The sequence below is a fragment of the Brachybacterium halotolerans subsp. kimchii genome (genome assembly GCF_020792675.1).
In the GTDB taxonomy this organism is placed as follows: Bacteria; Actinomycetota; Actinomycetes; order Actinomycetales; family Dermabacteraceae; genus Brachybacterium; species Brachybacterium halotolerans.
Window position 1 is genome coordinate 291,501 of the sequence record NZ_CP086254.1, and the last position, 21,427, is coordinate 312,927.

At 73.0% G+C, this 21,427-nt stretch carries 24 protein-coding genes; 15 read left to right on the forward strand and 9 right to left on the reverse strand.

What is annotated here, in order from left to right; all coding sequences use genetic code 11:
* Positions 1–162: 162 nt before the first annotated feature.
* The 3 genes from Bra3105_RS01325 (at position 163) to Bra3105_RS01335 (ending at position 2,280) form a co-directional block, all read left to right on the forward strand.
* The gene (locus Bra3105_RS01325; RefSeq protein ID WP_228358299.1) at positions 163–1,392 is read left to right on the forward strand and encodes a molybdopterin molybdotransferase MoeA; all 1,230 of its coding nucleotides are present in this window, start codon (positions 163–165) and stop codon (positions 1,390–1,392) included.
* Positions 1,389–1,871: a cyclic pyranopterin monophosphate synthase MoaC gene (gene moaC / locus Bra3105_RS01330; RefSeq protein WP_228358300.1), complete on the forward strand. Its 483-nt coding sequence runs from the start codon at positions 1,389–1,391 to the stop codon at positions 1,869–1,871. The genes Bra3105_RS01325 and moaC overlap by 4 nt, the downstream gene beginning before the upstream one ends.
* A 139-nt stretch (positions 1,872–2,010) precedes the next feature.
* Complete coding sequence (locus Bra3105_RS01335) at positions 2,011–2,280, forward strand: DUF6457 domain-containing protein (RefSeq protein ID WP_228358301.1); 270 nt, start codon at positions 2,011–2,013, stop codon at positions 2,278–2,280.
* A 47-nt stretch (positions 2,281–2,327) separates the two neighbouring features.
* Here Bra3105_RS01335 and moaA read toward each other — a convergent pair whose 3' ends face one another.
* Genes moaA through Bra3105_RS01350 form a run of 3 tightly spaced genes read right to left on the reverse strand, consistent with a single transcriptional unit; the run spans position 2,328 to position 4,449 of the window.
* Positions 2,328–3,527: a GTP 3',8-cyclase MoaA gene (moaA, locus tag Bra3105_RS01340; protein ID WP_228358302.1), complete on the reverse strand. Its 1,200-nt coding sequence runs from the start codon at positions 3,525–3,527 to the stop codon at positions 2,328–2,330.
* Positions 3,524–3,967, reverse strand: coding sequence for a molybdenum cofactor biosynthesis protein MoaE (locus Bra3105_RS01345; RefSeq protein WP_228358303.1), 444 nt, complete (start codon positions 3,965–3,967; stop codon positions 3,524–3,526). Before Bra3105_RS01345 ends, moaA begins: the two co-directional genes overlap by 4 nt.
* A complete protein-coding gene (locus tag Bra3105_RS01350) occupies positions 3,964–4,449 on the reverse strand; it encodes a MogA/MoaB family molybdenum cofactor biosynthesis protein (RefSeq protein WP_228358304.1) in 486 nt (161 codons plus the stop codon). The genes Bra3105_RS01345 and Bra3105_RS01350 overlap by 4 nt, the downstream gene beginning before the upstream one ends.
* Positions 4,450–4,683: 234 nt before the next feature.
* Here Bra3105_RS01350 and Bra3105_RS01355 point away from each other — a divergent pair, with 234 nt between their 5' ends.
* Together Bra3105_RS01355 and Bra3105_RS01360 are read left to right on the forward strand one after the other, a co-directional pair.
* Complete coding sequence (locus tag Bra3105_RS01355; RefSeq protein ID WP_228358305.1) at positions 4,684–5,427, forward strand: ClpP family protease; 744 nt, start codon at positions 4,684–4,686, stop codon at positions 5,425–5,427.
* On the forward strand, positions 5,424–6,014 hold the full coding sequence (locus tag Bra3105_RS01360) for a ClpP family protease (RefSeq protein ID WP_200500874.1): 591 nt from the start codon (positions 5,424–5,426) through the stop codon (positions 6,012–6,014). Before Bra3105_RS01355 ends, Bra3105_RS01360 begins: the two co-directional genes overlap by 4 nt.
* Positions 6,015–6,473: 459 nt before the next feature.
* On the opposite strand, the gene Bra3105_RS01365 is transcribed toward Bra3105_RS01360, so the two are convergent.
* Complete coding sequence (locus tag Bra3105_RS01365; protein ID WP_228358306.1) at positions 6,474–6,899, reverse strand: helix-turn-helix domain-containing protein; 426 nt, start codon at positions 6,897–6,899, stop codon at positions 6,474–6,476.
* Between the two features lie 174 nt (positions 6,900–7,073).
* On the opposite strand from Bra3105_RS01365, the gene Bra3105_RS01370 reads away from it, so the two are divergent.
* The 3 genes from Bra3105_RS01370 to Bra3105_RS01380 are packed head-to-tail and all read left to right on the forward strand — an operon-like array spanning position 7,074 to position 9,582.
* Positions 7,074–7,742: a GNAT family N-acetyltransferase gene (locus tag Bra3105_RS01370; protein ID WP_228358307.1), complete on the forward strand. Its 669-nt coding sequence runs from the start codon at positions 7,074–7,076 to the stop codon at positions 7,740–7,742.
* Positions 7,739–8,395, forward strand: a complete 657-nt coding sequence (locus Bra3105_RS01375; protein ID WP_228358308.1) for a class I SAM-dependent methyltransferase — start codon at positions 7,739–7,741, stop codon at positions 8,393–8,395. The genes Bra3105_RS01370 and Bra3105_RS01375 overlap by 4 nt, the downstream gene beginning before the upstream one ends.
* A complete protein-coding gene (locus Bra3105_RS01380; protein WP_228358309.1) occupies positions 8,392–9,582 on the forward strand; it encodes an erythromycin esterase family protein in 1,191 nt (396 codons plus the stop codon). The genes Bra3105_RS01375 and Bra3105_RS01380 overlap by 4 nt, the downstream gene beginning before the upstream one ends.
* A gap of 18 nt (positions 9,583–9,600) precedes the next feature.
* Here Bra3105_RS01380 and Bra3105_RS01385 read toward each other — a convergent pair whose 3' ends face one another.
* Positions 9,601–10,437, reverse strand: coding sequence for a helix-turn-helix transcriptional regulator (locus tag Bra3105_RS01385; RefSeq protein WP_228359574.1), 837 nt, complete (start codon positions 10,435–10,437; stop codon positions 9,601–9,603).
* 206 nt (positions 10,438–10,643) lie between these two features.
* Here Bra3105_RS01385 and Bra3105_RS01390 point away from each other — a divergent pair, with 206 nt between their 5' ends.
* The 6 genes from Bra3105_RS01390 to mutM all read left to right on the forward strand — a co-directional run bounded on the left by Bra3105_RS01390 (position 10,644) and on the right by mutM (position 15,114).
* Positions 10,644–11,417: an SDR family oxidoreductase gene (locus tag Bra3105_RS01390; RefSeq protein ID WP_228358310.1), complete on the forward strand. Its 774-nt coding sequence runs from the start codon at positions 10,644–10,646 to the stop codon at positions 11,415–11,417.
* 91 nt (positions 11,418–11,508) lie between these two features.
* Positions 11,509–12,117, forward strand: a complete 609-nt coding sequence (locus tag Bra3105_RS01395) for a GNAT family N-acetyltransferase (protein ID WP_228358311.1) — start codon at positions 11,509–11,511, stop codon at positions 12,115–12,117.
* Positions 12,118–12,126: 9 nt separating this feature from the next.
* Positions 12,127–12,645 (forward strand): pantetheine-phosphate adenylyltransferase, encoded by a 519-nt coding sequence (gene coaD / locus Bra3105_RS01400; protein ID WP_228358312.1) that lies wholly within the window; start codon positions 12,127–12,129, stop codon positions 12,643–12,645.
* Positions 12,646–12,719: 74 nt separating this feature from the next.
* Complete coding sequence (locus tag Bra3105_RS01405) at positions 12,720–13,358, forward strand: YceD family protein (RefSeq protein ID WP_228358313.1); 639 nt, start codon at positions 12,720–12,722, stop codon at positions 13,356–13,358.
* The gene (gene rnc / locus Bra3105_RS01410; protein ID WP_228358314.1) at positions 13,358–14,110 is read left to right on the forward strand and encodes a ribonuclease III; all 753 of its coding nucleotides are present in this window, start codon (positions 13,358–13,360) and stop codon (positions 14,108–14,110) included. The genes Bra3105_RS01405 and rnc overlap by 1 nt, the downstream gene beginning before the upstream one ends.
* A gap of 14 nt (positions 14,111–14,124) precedes the next feature.
* The gene (gene mutM / locus Bra3105_RS01415) at positions 14,125–15,114 is read left to right on the forward strand and encodes a bifunctional DNA-formamidopyrimidine glycosylase/DNA-(apurinic or apyrimidinic site) lyase (protein WP_228358315.1); all 990 of its coding nucleotides are present in this window, start codon (positions 14,125–14,127) and stop codon (positions 15,112–15,114) included.
* A gap of 57 nt (positions 15,115–15,171) precedes the next feature.
* Here mutM and Bra3105_RS01420 read toward each other — a convergent pair whose 3' ends face one another.
* Positions 15,172–15,777 (reverse strand): DUF4396 domain-containing protein, encoded by a 606-nt coding sequence (locus Bra3105_RS01420; protein ID WP_228359575.1) that lies wholly within the window; start codon positions 15,775–15,777, stop codon positions 15,172–15,174.
* A 244-nt stretch (positions 15,778–16,021) separates the two neighbouring features.
* Here Bra3105_RS01420 and Bra3105_RS01425 point away from each other — a divergent pair, with 244 nt between their 5' ends.
* Positions 16,022–16,636: a response regulator transcription factor gene (locus Bra3105_RS01425; RefSeq protein WP_228358316.1), complete on the forward strand. Its 615-nt coding sequence runs from the start codon at positions 16,022–16,024 to the stop codon at positions 16,634–16,636.
* A gap of 54 nt (positions 16,637–16,690) precedes the next feature.
* On the opposite strand, the gene Bra3105_RS01430 is transcribed toward Bra3105_RS01425, so the two are convergent.
* From Bra3105_RS01430 to cydD, 3 genes are read right to left on the reverse strand one after another with little or no spacing between them, the layout of a single operon-like run.
* The gene (locus tag Bra3105_RS01430) at positions 16,691–17,818 is read right to left on the reverse strand and encodes a sensor histidine kinase (protein WP_228358317.1); all 1,128 of its coding nucleotides are present in this window, start codon (positions 17,816–17,818) and stop codon (positions 16,691–16,693) included.
* Entirely contained in the window at positions 17,815–19,686 is a 1,872-nt protein-coding gene (cydC, locus tag Bra3105_RS01435; protein ID WP_228358318.1) for a thiol reductant ABC exporter subunit CydC, read from the reverse strand. Before cydC ends, Bra3105_RS01430 begins: the two co-directional genes overlap by 4 nt.
* A complete protein-coding gene (gene cydD, locus Bra3105_RS01440) occupies positions 19,683–21,416 on the reverse strand; it encodes a thiol reductant ABC exporter subunit CydD (protein ID WP_228358319.1) in 1,734 nt (577 codons plus the stop codon). The genes cydC and cydD overlap by 4 nt, the downstream gene beginning before the upstream one ends.
* Positions 21,417–21,427 lie beyond the last annotated feature (11 nt).

Here is a 21,427-nt window from a genome sequence, read left to right on the forward strand (position 1 = left end):
TGGAGCCGCACGGAGGGGGCGGGTGCGGCCGGCCCGCGGGAGCCGTGACCGGCCGGATCCCGCGGGACCGGATGCCGCCGTCGGGGACGGGGGCGCGACTAGCATGGAGAGCATGCTGACCTCGACCATGACCCTCCGTATCCGGCGCGCAGAGGCGAGGGCATGATCCCCTGGCAGGACCATCGCGCCCGCCTCCTGGCGGCGGTCCGCAGGCTCGATCCGGTGGAGCTGCCGCTCGCCGAGGCGCGCGGCGCCGTGCTCGCCGAGGACGTCCGCACCGCGCATCCGGTGCCGCTGTTCGACAACTCCGCCATGGACGGGTTCGCCGTGCGTCGCTCCCAGGCGGGAGTCGATGCGCGCCTGCACGTGGTGGGCGACGTGCCGGCAGGCTCCTCCGAGGACCCGCCCTTCGGCACCGGCGAGGCGGTGCGGATCATGACCGGTGCGCCGGTCCCGACGAGCGCTGACGCGATCGTGCCGATCGAGAAGGTCCGGACCGGGCCGACGGGCAGCGAGCCGACGGGGGCCGACGAACTCCCCGCCCGGATCGAGATCCTCGAGGAGCCGAAGCCCGGCGCGCACATCCGCCGCCGCGGCGAGGACACCCCCGAGGGAGAGGTCGCCGTGCCCGCCGGTGTCGAGCTCACGCCGTGGCGTCTGGCCGCCGTGGCATCGGCCGGCCACGGCCGCGTGAGCGCGATCCGGCGGCCGCGGGTCGCCGTCGTCTCCACCGGGTCGGAGCTGGTGCCCGCCGGGCACGAGCTGCGACGCGGCCAGATCCCCGAGTCCAACTCGGTGCTGCTCGCCGCGGCCCTCGCGGCCGACGGGCTCGAGATCGCGGACGTCTCCTGGTTCCGCGACGAGGACGGCGAGGAGCTCGCCCGCCACGTCCGCGCGCTCGCGGAGCAGGATCTCGCCGACGCCGTCGTGGTCAGCGGCGGCGCGAGCGTCGGCGCGTTCGACGTCGCCAAGCATGCGCTCGCGCCGCTCGGCGTGCGCTTCGAGAAGGTCGGGATCCAGCCCGGCAAGCCGCAGGGGTTCGGCGTCGTGGGGGAGCATCTCCCCGTCTTCTGCCTGCCCGGCAATCCGGTCGCGGTCGCCGTCTGCTACGAGCTGTTCGTGCGGCCGCCGCTGCGCACGATGGCGGGCCGCAGCGACCTCTTCCGCCCCACCGTCCAGCGGCGGGCGCGCGCCGCATGGACCTGCCCCGTGGGCCGCGCCCAGGCGCTGCCCGCGGTCATGGACGAGCAGACCGTCGCGCCCGCGAGCGCGGGCGGCAGCGGTTCCCACCTGGTGGTCTCCCTCGCCCGGGCGCACGATCTCGCGATCGTCCCCGCGAACGTCGAACGGGTCCGCGAGGGAGACGAGATCGAGGTGATGGTGCTGTCATGAGCGAGAACCCCCAGCCCTTCACCCACCTCGACGACGACGGCCGGGCGCGCATGGTCGACGTCACCGAGAAGTCGCCGACGGTGCGCAGCGCGACCGCGCGCGGCAAGGTGCTGTGCCCCCCGGAGATCGTCGCCGCCCTGCGCGATCGGACCGTCCCCAAGGGGGACGTGCTCGCCGTGGCCCGCATCGCCGGCATCCAGGGCGCCAAGCGCACCCCGGAGCTGCTGCCCCTCGCGCACGTGATCGGCGTGCACGGCGCGGTGCTGGACGCCGAGATCGAGGACGACGGCGTGGAGCTGCGCGCGACCGTGCGCACCGCCGACCGGACGGGCGTGGAGATGGAGGCGCTTACCGCCGTCTCGATCGCCGCTCTCGCGGTGGTCGACATGGTCAAGGGCCTGGACAAGTCAGTGGCGGTCGAGCGCATCGAGCTGGTCGAGAAGACCGGCGGCAAGAGCGGCACCTGGCGCCGCAGCTGAGCACCGGGGGCGCGGATCACGGCGTTCGTCGGCCGTCGGCCGGGGGGGGGGCGTCCTGCATCCGCCCCGCCCCGCGCACTCCACCCCATCCCACGCACGGCCACCCCACGCACCCCGTCCGCCGCATCAAGGAGATCTCATGCCCCGCAGCGTCCCGCCCGAGCTCGAGCCCTGGATCGAGCAGCTCGCACCCGCCCTCGGACTCACGGCCGAGGAGGTTCCGACGAACCTGCTGCTGGGTCTCACCGGCCAGGTCGCCCACGGGGTGACCCGCCCGGCCGCGCCGGTGACGACCTACCTCATGGGGCTCGCGGTCGCCGCGGGCGTCTCTCCGCAGGAGGCGACGCGCCTGGTCAAGCACGAGCTCGCCGCCTGGGAGGAGACGCACCCGCAGGAGGACGACGCCTGAGCGGTCCGCCCGGGCCGGGTTCCGGTCCCGCCGGTGCTCCGGCCCGGTCAGCCGCCGATGGCGGACATCGGGCGGTCGGGCTGCAGGAAGCCGGGATCGTCGATCCCGTGACCGGGGCGCTTGGCGCCGATGCTCGCGCGGATCATCCGGGCCACGTCCTCGTCGGACCCGCCCGAGCGCAGCAGGGAGAGAAGATCCGACTCCTCGCGCGCGAACAGGCAGTTGCGCAGCTGCCCGTCGGCCGTCAGCCGCACCCGGTCGCACGCCCCGCAGAACGGCGCGGTGACCGAGGCGATCACGCCCACGGTCGCGTCGGTGCCCCGCACGCGGAACACCTCCGCAGGGCTCGAGCCGCGGTCGCCGACGGGGTCGAGGTCGAACTCGGCGGAGAGCTTCTCGAGGATCTCGGCGCCGTCGACCATGGTGTGCCGCGACCAGACGTGCCCGGCGTCCAGCGGCATCTGCTCGATGAAGCGCAGCTCGGCCTCGTGATCGATCGCGAAGCGCAGCAGATCGCAGAACTCATCGTCGTTCACACCGCGCATGGCGACCGCGTTGATCTTCAGCGGACGCAGCCCGGACGCGCGGGCGGCGGCGATCCCTGCCTGCACGGCGGAGAAGCGCTCGCGACGGGTCAGCTTCGTGAAGCGCTCGGGGTCCACGGTGTCCAGGCTGATGTTCAAGCGCGAGAGGCCCGCGGCCTCGAGGTCCTCCATGACGCGGTCCAGACGGATCGCGTTGGTGGTCATGGAGATGTCGAGCGGCCCCTCGGGCCCCTCGATCGCGTGCAGGCGCCGCACCACGTCGACGATGTCGGGGCGCAGCAGCGGCTCTCCGCCGGTCAGCCGCACCTCGACGATGCCGAGGCGGGCGAGCACGCGCGCGACGCGCTCGATCTCGTCCGTGGTCAGCACGTTCTCCTTCGCGAGCCACGGCAGGCCCTCGGCGGGCATGCAGTAGGTGCAGCGCAGGTTGCACTTGTCCGTGAGGGAGATGCGCAGGTCGCGGTGGACGCGTCCGAAGCTGTCGACGAGCGGGCCGTCCCAGACGTCCTCGGAGGACCTCGCGGCGGACGACGCGTCGGCGGGGCGGGAGGGGTCGTCGGGGTCTGCACCGGGCGACGACGGAGCCTGCGCCGTGCGCACCCGGACCGTCGGCGTGGGGAGGGCGACGGCGGTGGGCCTCGGCGCAGCGGCGGGAGCGGGCGGATCAGAGCTCGGACGGCCGGGGTGATACGCGGTGGTCATGCGCTCAACCCGGTCTCGGCGAGGCTCCCCAGCCCCACCCACTCGGCGGTCCCGTCGGCCTCGACCTGGCGCTTCCACACCGGCAGCTCGGCCTTCACGCGCTCGACGACCTCGCGGGCCACGTCGAACGCGTCGGTGCGGTGCACGCTCGAGACGGCGGCGACGATCGCGACACCGCCCACCTCGAGCGATCCCGTCCGGTGGGAGACGGCGATGCGCACGTCCTCGCTGTCGCAGCGCGCCGCGATCTCGCCGAGCAGCCGCTCGGCCTCGGGGTGCGCGGAGTAGTCCAGGCGCACCACCGTCCCGGTGGCCTCGGGATCGTTGTCGCGGACGGTGCCGATGAAGGCGGCGGTCGCGCCGACCTCCGGGTGGGAGACGGCGTCGAGGTGCGCGGCGACGTCCAGAGGGGCGGCGGTCACCGCTGTCAGGACGATCATGTGTGGTCACCTCCGCGGACCTGGTCGGCCACATGGGCGGCGACCGAGAGGATCACGGGCATGCCGTCCTGCACGGCCCCGGGGGAGCCGGCCAGGTTCACCACGAGCGTGCGGCCGCGCAGACCGGCGAGGCCGCGCGAGAGCATCGAGGCGGGAAGGCGATCGGCGACGACGGCGCGCAGGCGCTCGGCGATCCCGGGGATCCGCCGATCCAGCAGCGGGCCGGTCGCCTCCGGGGTGACGTCGCGAGGACCCAGCCCCGTGCCGCCCGTGGTGACCACGAGCGCGACGCCGGCGTCGACCGCGGCGAGGATCGCACCGGCGATCGCGTCCCTGTCATCCGGGACGACGACGCCCTCGACCTCCCATCCGGCCTCCTCGAGCAGACGGGTGCCGAGGGGACCCGAGAGGTCCTCCCTGGTGCCCTCCGCCGAGCGGTCGGACACGGTGATCATCGTGGCTGACCTGTCCGGATTCTCCATGCCTCCACTGTAGTCGCGCACCGTGCGCAGGGGCAGGACGAGACGGGTGAGGTGCGGCGCGGCACCGAGAGGAGTGGTTCAGGGGGAGAGGTGACGAGCTCTGTCAGCCCAGGTCGGTTCGACCCGCGGAAGAACAGCGGGGGGCGGATCAGCCGACGGTGGATCAGCCGACGGTGGATCAGCGGACGACGGAGAAGCGCCCATCGGCCCCGCCGAGCCGCGAGGCTCGAGGACATGACACAGAGAACAGTCCCGAGCACGGTCCCCGTCGGCCCCCGCGCCGACGCCCACCGGTCGTTCGGACCGCGCGCCGGATCCGACGACCCTGACCCGAACACGACGACCGCTCCGCCCGCACTCGCGGACCGCACCGCGACGCGGCTCCTGCACCAGCGGATCCTGCTGCTGGACCGGGAGCTCGAGCAGGACAACGGCGCCCAGCTGTGCGCGCAGCTCGTGCTGCTCGCCGCCGAGGACCCGAGCCGCGACATCACCCTGCTCATCAACTCGCCCGGCGGGCTGGTGCCCGCGATGCTCGCGATCGGCGACCTCATGGACGTGATCCCGTGCGATGTGCGCACGGTGGCCCTCGGCATGGCCTACAGCGCGGGGCAGTACCTGCTCACCCACGGCGCGCCCGGCAAACGGTTCATCCTCCCTCACGGCCGCGTCCTCATGCACCAGGGGTCGGCCGGGTTCGGCGGCAGTGCGGCGGACATCGAGCTCCAGGCCGAGGACCTGCGGAGGGGACGCGACCTGCTCATCGACATCACCGCAGAGCGCACCGGGCAGTCCCGCGAGCAGGTCGCCCGCGACTCCGAGCGCGACCGCATCTGGGAGGCGGCCGACGCCGTCGAGTACGGCTTCTGCGACCACGTGGTGGGGTCGCTCGACCAGATCCTGCCGTTCGGCGAGCGTCGCGTGGCCGGCGCCCGCGCCGGGATCCGGACCGGGAGCCGGACGGGAGGCGCGTCGTGAGCAGCTATACGATCCCCTCCGTCATCGAGCGCACCAGCCACGGCGCCGAGCGCAGCGCGGACGTCTTCTCCCGCCTGCTCAGCGATCGCATCGTCTACCTGGGCACACCCGTGGACGACGGGGTCGCCAACACCGTGATCGCGCAGATCCTGCACCTGGAGAACGACGCCCCGGACCGCCCGATCCAGCTCTACCTGAACTCCGAGGGCGGGGACGCGCAGGCCGTCCTCGCCATCCACGACGCGCTCGAGTACGTGCGCAGCGACGTCGCCGTGACCTGCGTGGGGCAGGTCGTCGCCGCGCCCGTGGTGCTGCTCGCCGCGGGAACACCCGGCATGCGCGCGGTGCTGCCGCACGCGCGCGTGGTGCTGCATCCGCTCGAGGCGAGCGGCCGCGGAGCCGTTCCCGATCTGATCCTCGCCACGCAGGAGGTCGAGCGAGTGCGCCGGGAGCTCGAGTCCGTGATCGCCGAGCACAGCGCGAAGGACCTCGCCACCGTCCGCGCCGACCTCGAGCGCGAGCGCGTGCTCGATGCGCAGGCCGCCGTGGACTACGGCCTCGCGGACAGGGTGCTGCGGAGGCGGTGAGGCCGGCCCGTTCCGGACGTTTCAGTGCGTTTCGGGCCGTCGTCGGAGTTTGACTGCTGCGTAAGCGTCGTTATGAGGCCTCATAACGACCGTTGCGCAGCACTGTCGGCGTGCTGACGACGATTTCCCAGCGCTGTCGGAGCCGTACCGGCGGGTGCACCGGGCCGGCCTGCCCTGCGCTGCGGCCTCTGCGGCTGCTGCTGAACCCGGAGACCTCACCGGGATCTGACACATGGGGCCGATGTGACGTTCCCGCGGGAACGTCTGCGACAGACCGTGGGACAAAGATGGGGTTCTCAGAACAGGGACGGGATCACGGGCCGGGTTGAACGCTGCACGGTGGCCGGAGGCAGGAGAAGGCAGGGGCCCCGCACTGAGCACGGACGGCGCACTGAGCACGAACGCCGCGCTGGGCACGGACGCCAGCAACCGGAGGCGCCTGCGGTCAGACGAGCTGCGTCAGGCGGCGCTGAGCATCGGCTCGCGTGCTGCGGACGACGAGAGGCCGTGGCTGACCGGGAGCCCAGGGATCTCCGGGAGAATCTCATCCCGCCCGCGGGCGGTCAGGTCCAGAACGACTCCCTGGCGGGCGGCCCCCGGATGCGCGGCCGTCTGACGCGCCTCGCGCTGATCCGCATCGCTGCGCGGGACGGCTGCCTGGTGGACCCGTCGGCCGATGTCGAAGACGCTGATCCCGAGCGCGCCGGTGATCGCCGCGAGCACTTCGCTCGAGGGATCCTTGCGGCCGCGTTCGACGTCCGAGACGTGCTGCATGCTCACGCCGCTCGCCTCGGCGAGGCGCGCGAGTGTCAGTCCCTGTCGGCGCCGCTCCTCGCGCAGCGCCGCACCGACGAGCTCACGCAGCAGAGGTTCGGTGGCATCCATGCTCGGAGCCTACGGCGCGGAGCCGCTGGGCGCGCATGCCTCTGCTGTGAGCGGAAGAGGGGAGAGGTCTGGCGGAGAATTCGCTCGCCGCTGCGGGTCCGCCGGATCTAGCATCCCTCGCATGTTCTCCCTCTGAGTGCCTGCACGTCACCGACCCTCGACCCAGGGAGAACCATGTCCGAGAACGACACCCCCGCACGTGCTTCGCACCGGGACATCCACTCGAAATCCGCACAGGCCGCGTCCCACTCCACGTCGGCGGTCCGGCCGTACGAACCGCATGACGAGCCCAGCTGGCTGCGCTGCCGCGTGCTCGCCTTCTTCGAGACCTGTTACTACGACGACGTCTGGCAGGAGCGCCCCGCGGATCCATCGATCCAGCTCGTCGCCGCCGTGCCCGCGAACAACGGGGAGGGTGGAGACGAGATCGTCGGCATCCTCGACGTCGAGGTCGACGGTGAACTCGCCACCATCGACACCATCGCCGTGCACCCCGACCACCGCCGGGAGGGCATCGCCGACGCGCTGCTGGCAGAGGGGCTCCGGCGACTTCCCGCGAACGTCTCACTGCTGGATGCCTGGACCCGGGAGGACGAGCCCGCACACGCCTGGTACCGGGCGAACGGCTTCTCGGAATCGGATCATTACCTGCATGTCTACAAGGGGTGGCGCGAATCGGCCGACGGGTGGACGGCCCCACCTCCGCTGGGACGCCCGGTGATGGCGTTCTGCCACGCGGACCTGGCCGACGAGGCGGAGGCCCGCGCCCGCTTCGCACGCGTCTACGTGTGCCGGCGATTCAGCAGGCCCGTCGTGCCCGCCGCACCTACCCTGCAGGGGTGAGCGAGCAGGGGACACGGGAGGCGTATGCCGCGCGCGCCGAGGAGTACGCGCAGGTGCTCGGGTCGGTCGAGCAGATGTCGGGTACGGACCGTCGACACATCGAGGACTGGGCGCGGCGGATGCGCGCGGGCACCACGGCCGACGAGGCGGGCATCGTCGATGACGGCGGGGGCGGACTGATCCTCGACCTGGGCTGCGGACCCGGCCATTGGACTGCGCACCTCGCCGCGCAGGGGCATCACATGCTCGGCATCGACCCGGTGCCGGCGTTCGTCGATCGCGCGCGCACTGTGCACCCCGGCGTCGAGTACCGGCTGGGCGACGTGCTCGCCCCGGGTGTCGAGGACGACTCGTGCGCGGGAGTTCTCGCCTGGTACTGCCTGATCCATCTCCCGCCGGAGCGGATGCAGGAGGCCCTTGCGTCCATCGGGCGGGTGCTGCGTCCCGGCGGTGCCCTGCTGCTCGGCTTCTTCGACGGGCCTCGGATCGAACCCTTCGACCACGCGATCACGACCGCGCACTTCTGGCCCGTGGCCGAGCTCGAGAGGCTTCTGACGGAGGTCGGATTCACGGTGTCCGCGGTCGAGCAGCGCACCGATCCCGGCGCGAGGCCACACGGGTCGATCGGGGCGCGGTGGGGGCTCCTGGCATGACGACGTTGCACGCGCGAGATGCGGACATCCTCGATACCGAACGGAGTTGTGCGGATCCGGCCGATCTGCTTCCCGAGTGCGGCGTGCTCGCGCTCGGCGAGCCAACGCATGGCAGCGGCAACGCGTTTGCTTGGAAGTGGCAGGTCATCCTCGATCTGGCGAAGCGCCGGCTGATCTCGACCCTGGCCTTCGAGGAATCCTTCGCAGTCGGGCTCGCCGTCGACGCCTCGCTGCGCCAAGAGTCCGACGCCGGTGTGCTTGCGGCGGAGTCCGCATCGAGATCGGCCCTCGATGACGCCTGGGATCGGGCGTCATCGATCTGGGACACCCGCGACGTGCGCGCCGGACTACACGCCCTGCAAACCCTGAATCGGAGCCTCCCGCCTGAACGGAGGATCCGCTTCCTGGGGATTGACGTCCGCAAGCCTCATGAGGCGGCGCGGCAGCTGCTGTCACGTGGATACGAAGATGCAGTGCTCGTCAACGTGGCCGAGCGAACGTGCCTCGGGGAGGACGAGCCTGAGCAGATGCTCGCCGCGGCAGGGCGCATCAGTTCGCAGGCAAGGTCTTCTTCGTCTGCCCGCGTCCCGGACGACGAGAGGGCAACGGACCTTCTCCTCGCCCGGCAGATCACCCGTTACGTCGAGACCTATCTTCTGCAGCCGGATTTCGCTGGTCTGCATCTGCGCGAGAGGTGCATGGCCGACACCCTCCTCGAGAATCTACCCGCCGTAGGTGGCACCGTGCTCTGGGCCCACAACGAGCACGTGGGCCGTGCCGAGGACGCGTTCGGTGAGGCCGCGAGCGCAGGATCATCACGTTCGACAGCGACTCCGTCGATGGGCTGGTTCCTGGCCGAGCACCTAGGTCCGCGTTACGCGCCCGTCGGCGTCCTGTGCACGACAGGGGAGTGCCGCGCCGTGGACCCTGCGACAGGGGAAGCGGGCTTCAGGTCCGTCAGCCTTCCACCGATCCGTCCCGGGACCACTGAGCACGCCTTCGCGGAATTGCCGCGAGGACTCCACCGGACACGGGATCTGCCGAGCCATCCCGGACCTCGGCGCTTCGTCGGCTGGCAGCTCGACAGCGACCTCGCCTCGTCAGACCCCGGAGCGTTCGAGATCCAGCGCCCGACGAGTGATTTCGACGCGTTGCAACTCTTGGGACCGAGCATCGCGGCGACATGAGCGTGCATGTGCTGCGCCTCAGGTGCGCTGCGTCCCCAGCACCGCCAGCAGCTCGAGCTTGCTCGCGTCCTCCGTGTGCGGGGGAGCGGTGAGCACCAGAAGAACCTGCGTCTCGTCCTCCGTGAACAGCGCCTGGCAGTCCACCTCGATCTCACCGACCTCCGGGTGGACCACGACCTTGTGGTCCTCGAAGCGCCGCGTTACGATCTGGGCGTCCCAGAGCTGGGCGAACTCCTCGCTGCGGGCATGCAGGAGCCGCGCCAGCTCACCCGCCCGCGATCGCGGGCCCATCACGCCGTAGGCGGCGCGGAGGGTCGCGACCTGCGCCCGGCTCTGCCGGGCACGATCGGACGGCGGGTACATGCCCCGGCACGTCTCGGGATGGGCGAACCACTGGAAGATCGCGCTGCGCTCCCATCCCTCCAGCAGGGCGGCGTCGCCGAAGAGTGCGCGCGCGGGCTCGTTCTGGACGAGCGGCTCGGCGAGGTTCGAGATGATCATCGCCGGCACGTCAGGGATCCGGTCGAGCACCCTCAGCAGCCCCGGCGCGACATGGGAGTGCGCGATCGACCGGTCCGGGGCGCTGTGCCCGGCGACGCGGAACAGGTAGTCCCGCTCGTCGGCCGTGAGCCGCAGGGCGCGGGCGAGCGAGGCCAGCATCGCGGTCGACGGCTGGGGCCCGCGTTTCTGCTCGAGCCGGGTCACGTAGTCGACGGACATCGTCGCCAGCTGCGCCACCTCCTCCCGTCGGAGCCCCGGTGTGCGCCGACGCGTGCCGGCGGGCAGGCCCACGTCGGCCGGCGAGATGGCCTCACGGCGGGCGACGAGGAAGCCCGCGAGCGCTTCCCTGTCCATGCCCGTCCGCGCCTCGCTGCTCCGCGCCTCGCCCGTGCGCTCCACGCGCGTGCGCGCCCCGTCTGCGACGGGTGCCTCGTCGGCCCCTGTGCTCGCTGGATCCATGCCCCGAGTATCCCGTCAGCGCGCTCGCGCATCCAGGGATCGCGGATCCCCCGATGCACCGGCCCTGGTGGGCGGCCCGGACGCGGCGAAGACTGCCTGCCATGGAACTCACCGGACACACGATCTTCATCCCCGGCGCGACCAGCGGCATCGGTCTCGCCCTCGCCCTGCGCCTCCAGGAGCGCGGCAGCACCGTCATCATCGGCGGCCGACGCACCGAGCGGCTCGCCGAGCTCGCCGCCCAGCACCCCGGGCTCGGCACCGTGGCCCTGGACGTGACCGACGCGCGGAGCATCGAGTCGGCCGCTCGCACCGTGCGAGCCGAGCACCCGGATCTCGACACCCTCATCGCGATGGCAGGGATCATGCGCGCGGAGGACTGGACGACGTCCGAGGGCCTGCTCGAGACCGCAGAGGCCACCGTCACCACCAACGTGCTGGGGCCCATCCGCCTCATCTCCGCGTTCCTGGACCACTTCGTCTCCCGCGGGGACGCGACGATCATGACGGTCTCCTCGGGGCTCGCCTTCACCCCGCTCGCCGCGACCCCCACCTACAACGCGACCAAGGCCGCGATCCACATGCTCAGCGAATCGATCCGCCTGCAGCTCGCGGGGACCGGCGTGCGCGTGCTCGAGCTCGAGCCGCCGGCCGTGCGTACCGACCTCATGCCCGGCCACGCCGAGAACGAGATGGCGATGCCGCTCGACGCCTTCGCCGACGAGGTCATGGACATCCTCGCGGCAGGGGATGCGTCCTCCCTGCGCGAGATCCAGGTGGAGGCCGTGAAGGTGCTGCGCTATGCCGAGGTGCGCGGGGACTATCCGCAGGTGGTCGAGATGCTCAACGCCCGCGACCCACACGGCAAGTCCTGAGCGCCCGAGCATCCGGTCCTCCGGCCACCCGGTCGCCCGGCCACCCGGCCACCCCGCCGTCGGCCCTCCCTCACGTGCGTACCCTGGCGCGGTGACCATCACGCTCGCAGACCTCGACTGGCCGCTCCGCACGGAGCGCCTCACGCTGCGCCGCGCCCGCGCCGAGGACGCCGAGGCGATCTGGCCCTGGTACGGCAGGCCGGAGGTCCACGAATGGACCTACGGCCTGCCGGCCTCGCGCGCCGCGCACATCGAGACCTGGGAGCAGTCGCTCGCGGCCCGGATCGTCGGGGAGCTCGACGGCCGGGTCGTCGCCGTGGGCGGCGTGATGGTCCAGGACGCCTGGTCCCAGCGTCAGGCGATCGCCGCCGCCCACCGCAGCCAGGGCGAGCTCTCCTGGGTCCTCGACCCGGACGTGCACGGCCAGGGGCTCGGCACCGAGTACGCGGCGGCGCTCCTGCGCATCGCCATCGCCGGGCTGGGACTGCACCGCGTGGAGGCCAGCTGCTTCGCCGCGAACGCGCCCTCGGCCCGGATCATGGAGAAGATCGGCCTGCGCTGCGAGGGCGTCTTCCGTGGGGAGTCGCTGCACGCGACCCGCGGGTGGATGGACGGCATGACCTGGGCGATCCTCGAGGAGGAGTGGCACGCGCAGCACCCCGGCGAAGCGCCCGCCGAGCAGTCGCCGTCGGCCGATTAGGCTTCCTCCATGAGCACCATCGTCCTGCCGGGCTCCTTCGACCCGTTCACCCTCGGCCATCTGGACCTCGCCCGCCGGGCCGCGATGCTGTGCAGCCGGCTGATCATCGCGATCTCCCACAACCCCAACAAGAAGGGGATGCTGAGCCTCGAGGCGCGCCAGCAGGCGATCGAAGAGACCATCCGCGCCGAGGGGCTCGACCCCAAGGTCACGAGCGCCGTGCTGCCGCGCGGACTGCTGGTCGACTTCTGCCGCGAGCACGGCGCACGGGCCGTGGTGCGCGGCATGCGCGGCCAGATCGACCTCGCTTACGAGGAGCCGATGGCGCGCATGAACCAGCACCTCGCGCACGTCGACACCGTCTTCCTGCTCACCGACGCCCGGTACTCCCACATCTCCTCGAGCCTCGTGCGCGAGGTGTCCCAGCTGGGCGGCCCGATCGACGACATGCTCCCCGAGGCCTCCCGCCGCGCCCTCGAGGCGGCGCTCGCCGAGCGCGAGCAGCCCACGGGCCCGTCGGGGTCCTGACGCCCGGGTCGGACCCGTCACCCCGCCCCGCGCGCCCCGAGCCCCGTCGGCGCTCCCGCTCGTATCCTGGGGCCGTGAACATTCGAGCCAGCATCCCCGCGCCCGACGATCTCGACCTCCGCTTCGACGTCGTCGACCTCATCGGCCGCCCGGGAGCCCACCGGCACGTGGACCGCACCGTCCAGGTGGCCGACCAGAAGGTCGGCAACCTCGCCCTGACCGTCCCCACGGGCGAGTCGATCAGCCTCGACGCCGAGCTCGAGTCCGTGGTCGAGGGCATCTTCGTCAGCGGCACGGTCGAGGCCCGCGTCACCGGCGAGTGCTCCCGCTGCCTGGACCCGCTCGAGCGCGAGGTCGACGCCCGCATCGACGAGCTCTTCAGCTACCCCGAGAAGATCAAGGCCGACGAGGACGACGACGTCCCCGCCCTCAGCGGCGACGACGTGGACCTCGGCCCTCTCGTGCACGACGTGATCGCGCTCGAGGCCGAGGAGCGCCCTCTGTGCAAGCCCTCGTGCATGGGTCTGTGCGCCCAGTGCGGCGCGCGCCTCGAGGACGATCCCGAGCACCACCACGACGTGATCGACCCGCGCTGGGCTGCCCTGAGCGACCTGCTCGGCGGGGAGGGGCAGTCGGCCGATGCGGGCGACTCCGAGCGCGCCGGGGCCGACGACGATCCCGACGATGGTGCGCCCGTCGACGAGGAGCGCTGATGGCCCGCTCACGGCGGTCCACCGAGGCGAGGGATCCCCAGGAGCTTCTCGCGACGCTGCCTCTGTTCCCCGACCAGGCGCGCCGGCTCACGGAGTCCGGGCTGCTCGACCTCGCGCTCACGCACCGCTCGTACTCCTACGAGCACGAGCAGATCCCGCACAACGAGCGCCTCGAGTTCCTGGGCGACGCCGTGCTGCAGCTCGCGACCACGGAGGAGCTCTACACCGTGCATCCGACGCTGCCCGAGGGTGACCTCGCCAAGCGCCGAGCCGCCACGGTCAACACGCGCGCCCTCGCGCTCATCGGTCGACGCATCGAGCTGGGCCAGTACGTCAAGCTCGGCCGCGGCGAGGACCTCTCGGGCGGCCGCGACAAGGCCTCGATCCTCGCCGACACCATGGAGGCGCTGATCGGCGCCGTGCACCTCTCCTGCGGACAGGACGTCTCCCGCAGGTACGTGCTCGAGCTGCTGCGACCGCTGCTCGAGAGCGACGAGATCCTCGAGGCCGGGTACGACTTCAAGACCCGCCTGCAGGAGATCGCCGCCGAGACCGGCACCGTCCCCGTCTACGAGATCACGGGCACCGGCCCCGAGCACGCGAAGACCTATACCGCGACCGCGACCATCGCGGGCATCGTCACCGCGAGCGGTGAGGGCGCCTCGAAGAAGGACGCCGAGCTCGCAGCCGCCCAGCACGCCGTGCGCAGCCTCCTCGAGGCCCGCGGCGAGTCCGTGCTCCCGCGCGGCTGACCCGGAGCCCGCCCATGCCCGAGCTGCCCGAGGTCGAGGTGGTCCGCCGCGGCCTCGCCCCTCATGTCGACGGCCGTGTGATCACCCGCGTCGACGTCCACGAGCCGCGATCCCTGCGCCGCCAGATCGGCGGGCCGGACGCGTTCGTGCAGGCCGTCACCGGTGCCCGCGTCGCCCGGCTCGAGCGGCGCGGGAAGTTCCTGTGGTGGCGCCTGCAGGACGAGCGCGGGGACGAGCTCGGCGAGGCGCTCATGACGCACCTGGGCATGAGCGGCCAGATGCGCGTGCGCGGCGACGCGGCAGACGTCGAGGCGCGCGCGACGGTGGGCGCGGAGACGGCCAAGGGGGTCGACGCACCGTCGGACCCCGCCCCGCGCGGCGAGGGCCCGGCCAGCGATCCGCACAGGCATCGCCGCATCGTCCTGCATCTGGACGACGGCGCGCAGGTCGACTTCGTGGACCAGCGCATCTTCGGCGGACTGTGGACGAGTGCGCTCGAGCAGGACGCCGACGGGCTCCCCGCGACCCCGGACTCGATCGATGACCTGCTGCCGGCAGACGTGGTCGGCATCGGCCGCGACCTGCTCGACCCTGCCCAGGACCGCGAGGCCGTGATCGCGGTGATGCGCGCGCGGCGCGCACCCATCAAGGCCCTGCTGCTGGACCAGTCCCTGGTCAGCGGGATCGGGAACATCTACGCCGACGAGGGGCTGTGGGCCGCCCGCACCCGCTACGACGCCCCCGGGGAGACGCTCACCCGGGGCCGTGCCGGGCGCGTCCTGGACGGCGCCGAGGCCGTCATGCGCCGGGCGCTCGACGTGGGCGGCACCAGCTTCGACGACCTCTACGTGAACGTCGACGGCCGGTCCGGGTACTTCGCGCGCAGCCTCGCCGCCTACGGCAGGGCGGGGGAGCCGTGCCCGCGCTGCGGCACGATCATCCGTCGCTCGGTGCTGCAGCAGCGCTCGTGCTTCTTCTGCCCGAACTGCCAGCGCAGGGCCTGACGCCTGATGACTGACGCCTGACGAGGCTCATGGCGCGGCCGGCGATCCCGACCCGCATCAGCCGAGCAGCGATCCGATCGAGGCGATGAAGCCGCCGAGCAGGAAGGCGCTGATGCCGATCAGCAGCGGCCGGTTGTCCATCGCAGCGTCCTCGCCGAGCGCATGGTGCGTGACGGCGTGCCCCTTGCCGCGGCGCAGCAGCGCGCGGTTGACGGGCCAGGCGGCGAAGAACGCGATCGTCAGGGAGATCGCCATCGAGACCCAGAAGAGCGGGTCGAGCAGCGTCGCGCCCATGGCGCCGGGGATCACCAGCATGACCAGGTTGTCCACGACCTCCATGGTCGCGATCGACAGGGTGTCCGCCACGAGCACCAGGCGCAGTGCGTCGCCCAGGGCGATCCCGCCGCGGACCAGCGGCAGCGCCGACAGCGAGTACCCGAAGACGAAGGCGAGGAGGATCGAGAGGATGGTGGTGGGAAGGTTCGTCCACCCCGCGGCGGTGCCGACCAGCAGCCCGATGATCTCGCCGATGGAGCACCCTGTGAGGCAGTGCAGGGTCGCGCCGACGGCCATCCCGGACATGTCGTGAGGATGAGCATGGGCTCCGTCGTGCGGGTCCGTCGCGCCCGTGGCGTGCTCATGGTGCGCGTGCTCGTCGGGCATGTGGTCCACTGCGGTCCTCCTCGTCCTCGCTCCGCGCCGGCCGGGGCTCGGAGCCGGGCCGACGGAACTCGACGATCGTACGACCTGGGAGGACCCGCGTTCCGGGAGCCCGGGTGCGCGCGGGCACCGTGGTGCATCGGCCCGTTGTTCTCCTCGCGCCCCCAGGAAGCCGATGACCTGCTGGGGTAGCGTGGCGAGCGTCGGATCCCACCACCAGCACCGACCACTCGCGGAGGACTCTGCCATGGACGACGCCCCGATCGGCGTGATGCTCGTCGACGACTTCGAGGTGGTTCGACGAGGGATCGCGACGGTGGTCGCCGCCGATGCACGTCTGCGGGTCGTGGGGGAGTCCGCGAGCGTCGCCGAGACCGCGCGCCGTCTGCCCGCGATCCGGCCGGACGTGCTCGTGGTGGACCTCCAGCTGCCCGACGGCACCGGCATCGACGTCATGCGCGCGGCACGGGCCGTCGACCCCGACATGCGGATGCTGGTGCTCACGAGCTTCGACGACGACCCGGCCGTCCACGAGTCTCGGGCCGCGGGCGCCGCGGGGCTGGTGTTGAAGTCGGCGCGGGCCGCGGACATCGTCGGCGCGATCCTCGCGGTGCACCGCGGCGAGTCGATCTGGCCCGAGGACCGCGTCGCGGACGGACCCGAGCTCTCCGCCTCCGATCAGCGCATCGTCGAGCTCATCGGCGACGGACACTCGAACCGCGAGATCGCCGAGGAGGTGGGGATCGCGGAGAAGACGGTGAAGAACCGGGTCACCGTGATCCTGCAGGCCCTGGGTCTGCAGCGGCGCACCCAGGTCGCGGCGATGGTGGCGGCGCGTCGCAGGGCCGGCTGGAAGCCCTGAGCAGAGAGTCCCCTGCCCGGGTGCCCGGGTGCCCGGACCGCGCCGGGGCCTGCGTCATGCGGGCGGGAGCGTCACCCGCCAGTTGATCATCGTGCCCGGCTCGAGCGAGATCGCATCGACCCAGCCCTGATGACGGCGCGCCCGGCTCGACATGTTCGCCAGGCCGCTGCGTCGGCTCACCGTCGGGTCGATGCCGCGGCCGTTGTCGGAGACCGCCACCTGCACGACGCGGTCCACGCCCTCGCTGAACAGCGTGACGGAGACGGCCACGGCGCTCGCATGGGCGTGCCGCGCGGCGTTGGCGAGGGCCTCGCGGACCACCGCGACGACGTCCTCGGCGATCTCCTCGGGCACCTCGGCGTCCATCGCCGCGGCGTTCCGTGGCAGGCGCAGCGCGGGTGCGAAGCCGAGCCCGGCGGTCGCAAGACCCGTCTCGTGGCGCAGGCGCTCGCTGAGCGTCGCCTCGCTGCGCTCGCGGCGCAGCGACTGGACGATCTGACGGATCTGGGCGACCGCGTTCTCGACGCCCAGAAGGGAGGTCTCGACGCTGCGGCGGATCGTCGCGTTGGAGACGGCGCCCGCTGCCTCGTCGAGCGCGGAGGTCAGTCCCTCGAGCTCCATCCCCACGGCGAACAGCTCCTGGATCGCGAGGTCGTGGAGGTCCCGGGCGATGCGGCGGCGCTCGTCGTCCAGGTCCTGCTCGGCGGTGCCGCGGCGGTCGTCGAGCGCGAGGGACACCAGCAGCGCGAGGGGTTCGAGGGCACGCTGCGCGGCCTGTCGTGAGGTCTCCCCGCCGAGGGCGAGCAGAGCGCCCGGGCCCTGATCGCCCGCCTCGACGATCTCCGCGCTCGCGCTCCACGTCCTGCCCTCGAGGACGAGCTCGGCGACGGCGCCCACGGCCTCCGGATCCCCGCTGACCAGCGCGGTGTGCAGCGCGGACCCCGCGGTGGGCGCGGCCCCCAGCAGGAGCGGGGCCTCGCGTCCCTCGGCGACCTCGACGCTCCACTCGCCCCGGCGCTGCGGCAGCACGAGCGCCGCACCGGCGGCACCGGTGCGGGGAGGCACCGCGCGGACCAGGAGGTCCAGGAGGTCCTCGACGTCCCCGCCCGCGCCGACGGCGGCCGCGAGCTCGTGCAGGCTCGTCTCCGCCGGTCGGGGAGAGGTGGGGGTCCGGCTGGTCATGGTGTGCTCCCGTGCTCGGCGGTGCGGGGCTCGGCGCGCTGCAGCTCGTGCCCGCCACCGGGCAGGATATGCAGGACAGTGGTGCCCTCGGGGATCGCCTCCACCCTGTGGGTCACGACGAGGGCGCTCGCGCCGACGGGCAGCAGGGAGCCGTCGGCAGGATCCAGGAGCCGGCGCAGCAGGTCGTCGCCGCGCGCCGCATCGAGATGCTCCGTGGGCTCGTCGAGCAGCGTGATCGGGGCGGCGCGCACCACGGCGCGGGCCAGCAGGAGCCGTCTCCGCTCGCCTCCGGAGATCGTGGTCCCGTCGGGCCCGAGCATCGTGTCGAGACCGCGGGGCAGCGAGTCCACCCAGTCCTCGAGGCCGACGGCGCGCAGCGCGTCGGCGCACTCCTGCGCGCTCACGTCGCCGCGGGCAACCCTCAGGTTCTCGTGCACCGTGGTGGCGAAGACGTGCGCGTCCTCGAGCAGTGCGATCGCCTGGGCGCGGACCGCGTCCTCGGGCAGGTCGCGCAGGTCGTCACCGCCCAGGCGCACGGTGCCGGCGACGGGCTCCAGGAGACCGGCCAGGGTCTGCACGAGCGTGGTCTTGCCGGTGCCGGAGCCGCCGGTCACGGCGATCCTCTCCCCGGGGGCGAGGTCGAGATCGAGATCGTGCACACGCACCGCGCCCCGCCCGTATCCCGCGGACAGTCCGTGGGCGGACAGACGCAGGGCCGTGGGGCGGGCGGCGCTCCCGGCGCCGCCCGGCGCGGCGACGGCGGTCCCGTCGGCCGCCTCGGTCCCGCCGGTCGTGTCGGTCCCGGGCGTCGGCGAATCCGGGCCGACGGCGTCCTCGAGACGGGCGGCGGCGGCGCGCGTGCGGGCCAGCTGCGAGGCCGCCGCCGGCAGCGCGGTGACGGCCTCGAAGCTGCTGAGGGGGAGCAGGACGAGCATGCCGATCGCCCCTGCCCCCGCGCCGCCGTGCAGCCAGGCGCCGCCCGCGGCGAGCACGGAGCCGAGCACGGCGAGGATCATCACCGTCGGGACCGACGCCGCGGCCAGGGCCGAGGGCAGGGCCGCACGGTCGATCGCGGCGTCGTGGTCGCTCTGCGCCCGCGCGAGCTCCTCCATGCGCTCGTCCAGTCGGCCCTGCACCCGCAGGGCGGTCGCATCGTCCAGGACCCCCAGTCCGCTCGCCGTGAGCTCGGAGCGGGTCTCGACGACGGCCGCCTCGGTGAGCCGCGCCGCCCGATGGGCCGCGAGGGGCGCGAGGACCCCGGCGAGCACGAGCGCGAGCAGCATGCACGCGGCCGCCGGCAGGCTGAGCGGAGCGATCGTCAGCACGACCACCACCGTCATCACGGCGGCCACCAGTCCCGGCACGATCGCCCGGATCACGAGGTCCCCGAGCTCCTGCGCGTCATCGCCCAGTCGGGCGAGCAGGTCGCCCCGGCGGACCCGGCTGAGGGCGTCCCCGCGGCGGCGGGCGAGGGCCGAGTACAGGTTGGTGCGCAGGGAGACCACACCCCGCAGGGCGACGTCATGGGTGAGCATGCGGTCCAGCCAGCGGAAGACGCCGCGGGAGATCCCGAGCGCGCGCACCCCGACCACCGCGACCGTGAGGTCCAGGACGTTCGGCATCGTCCAGGCCGTCGTCACCAGCCAGGCGGCGAGCGCCGCGAGCGCGAAGGCGGAGGCGAGGGTCGCGATCGCCGCGAGGACGGCGGCGAGCAGCCGGGAGCGCGGGATCTCCAGGAGCCCCACCATCCGACGCAGGGCGGACGGCCTCGAGACGGCGTCGCTGCTGGCGCCGGCGCTGGAACCGCTGCCGCTGCTGCCGCTTCCGCTGCTGCTGTTGTTCTCGTTGCTGCTGAGGACCGCGCTCATCGGACTGCTCCTTCCGCGGCTTCGTCCGGGCCGACGTGCACCGGGCTCAGCTGCGTGACCTCGTCGGCCACGTCGAGAAGGCGCGAGCGGTGCGCGACGAGCACGACGGTGCGGCCCTCGGCCCGCAGCGTGCGCACGAGGTCGAGGACGAGATCCTCGGTGGCGCCGTCCAGGTGCGCCGTCGGCTCGTCGAGGACCACCAGCGGGGCCGGGGCGAGCAGTGCGCGGGCGAGCGCGAGACGCTGGCGCTCGCCCAGCGAGAGACCGCTGCCGCCGCGCCCGACGGGGGCGTCCCAGCCGCGCGCGGCGATCACGCGGTCCAGTCCCGCGGCGCGCGCCGCGCGGTCCAGCCGGTCCTGGTCGGCGCTCCCGTGCGGCGCGGCCTCCGTGAGCACCTCCCGCAGGCTGCCGGTGGGGAGCACGGGCCGCTGGGGGAGCAGCATCGTCTGGGACCAGAGGGATTCCCGTCGCAGGTCCTGGATCGCGGTGGCTGTGCCGTCGGCGGCGACCACCCGGGCCGAGCCCTCGTCGGGCACGAGCAGGCCGAGCATGACCTGCACGGCGGTGGTCTTGCCGCTGCCGCTCGCGCCGGCGATCGCGTGCACCGTGCCGGGCCTGACGACCAGGTCCGCGCCGTGCGGGGCGAGGCCGTCGCGGGAGCGCACGCCGACGCCGTCCAGGCGCAGCGTCGCGGTGCGCAGGTCGGGGCACGCGGCGGTGCCGTCGGCCGGCGCGCTCTCGCCGAGCACGTCGAAGGCGGCGGAGACGGCGGCGACGCCGTCGGTCGAGGCATGGAACTGGGCTCCCACCTGGCGCAGCGGCAGGTACACCTCGGGGATCAGCACGAGCACCGCGAGCGCGGGGGCGAGCTCCATGTCCCCGTAGACCAGGCGCAGGCCGATCGCGACCGCAACGAGCGCGACGCACAGCGTGCCCAGCAGCTCGAGCACCATCGAGGAGAGGAAGGCGTAGCGCAGCGAGCCCATGGTCGAGCGGCGGTGGCGATCCCCCAGCGCGCGCACCATCGTCTCGGGCCCGCGCTCGCGGCCGAGCGCGCGCAGCGTGGGCAGCCCGTCGACGAGGTCGAGCATCTGCGACCAGAGCGTGCGGGTGTCGGCGAGGAGGGCCTCGGAGCGTCCCACGGTGAGCCTGCCGATGAGGATCATGAAGAGCGGGACGAGCGGCAGCGTGATGACGGCGATGCCGGCGCTCGTGGGGTCCAGCAGCAGGATGGTGAGCAGCGTGAGCGGGGTGACGGTGGCGGAGAGCAGGAGCTGTGGAACGTAGCCGACGAGGTAGGGGCGCAGCTTCTCCAGACCGGTCGTCGCCAGGGTGGTCAGGTCCGCGCCGCGTCCGGCGCCTGCTCGGGGGCCCAGTCTGGCCGCGTGGCCGATGAGACGGGAGCGGAGGTCCGCGATGGCCGCCGTGGCCGCCCGGTGCGCTGTGCGCTGCTCGACGAGGACGGCGAGGGCGCGGACGCCGAGCGCGACCACGAGCGCTGCGAGCAGGGCGGGGGAGTCCAGAGGGGAGCGGCGGTCCACGAGGAGGTCGGCGCCCAGACGGGCGAGGAGCAGGGCCGTCGCGATGACGGCCCCGGCCTGCACCAGGCCCAGCGCCGTGGTCCGCACGACGTGCCGGCGGGCGGCCGCGACCTCGCGCAGCAGCCGGGGATCCAGCGGCGGACGGCGCTCGCCCGAGCGCCGTCCGGTCCCCGGGGTCGCCTGGTCCATGGCTGAGGGTC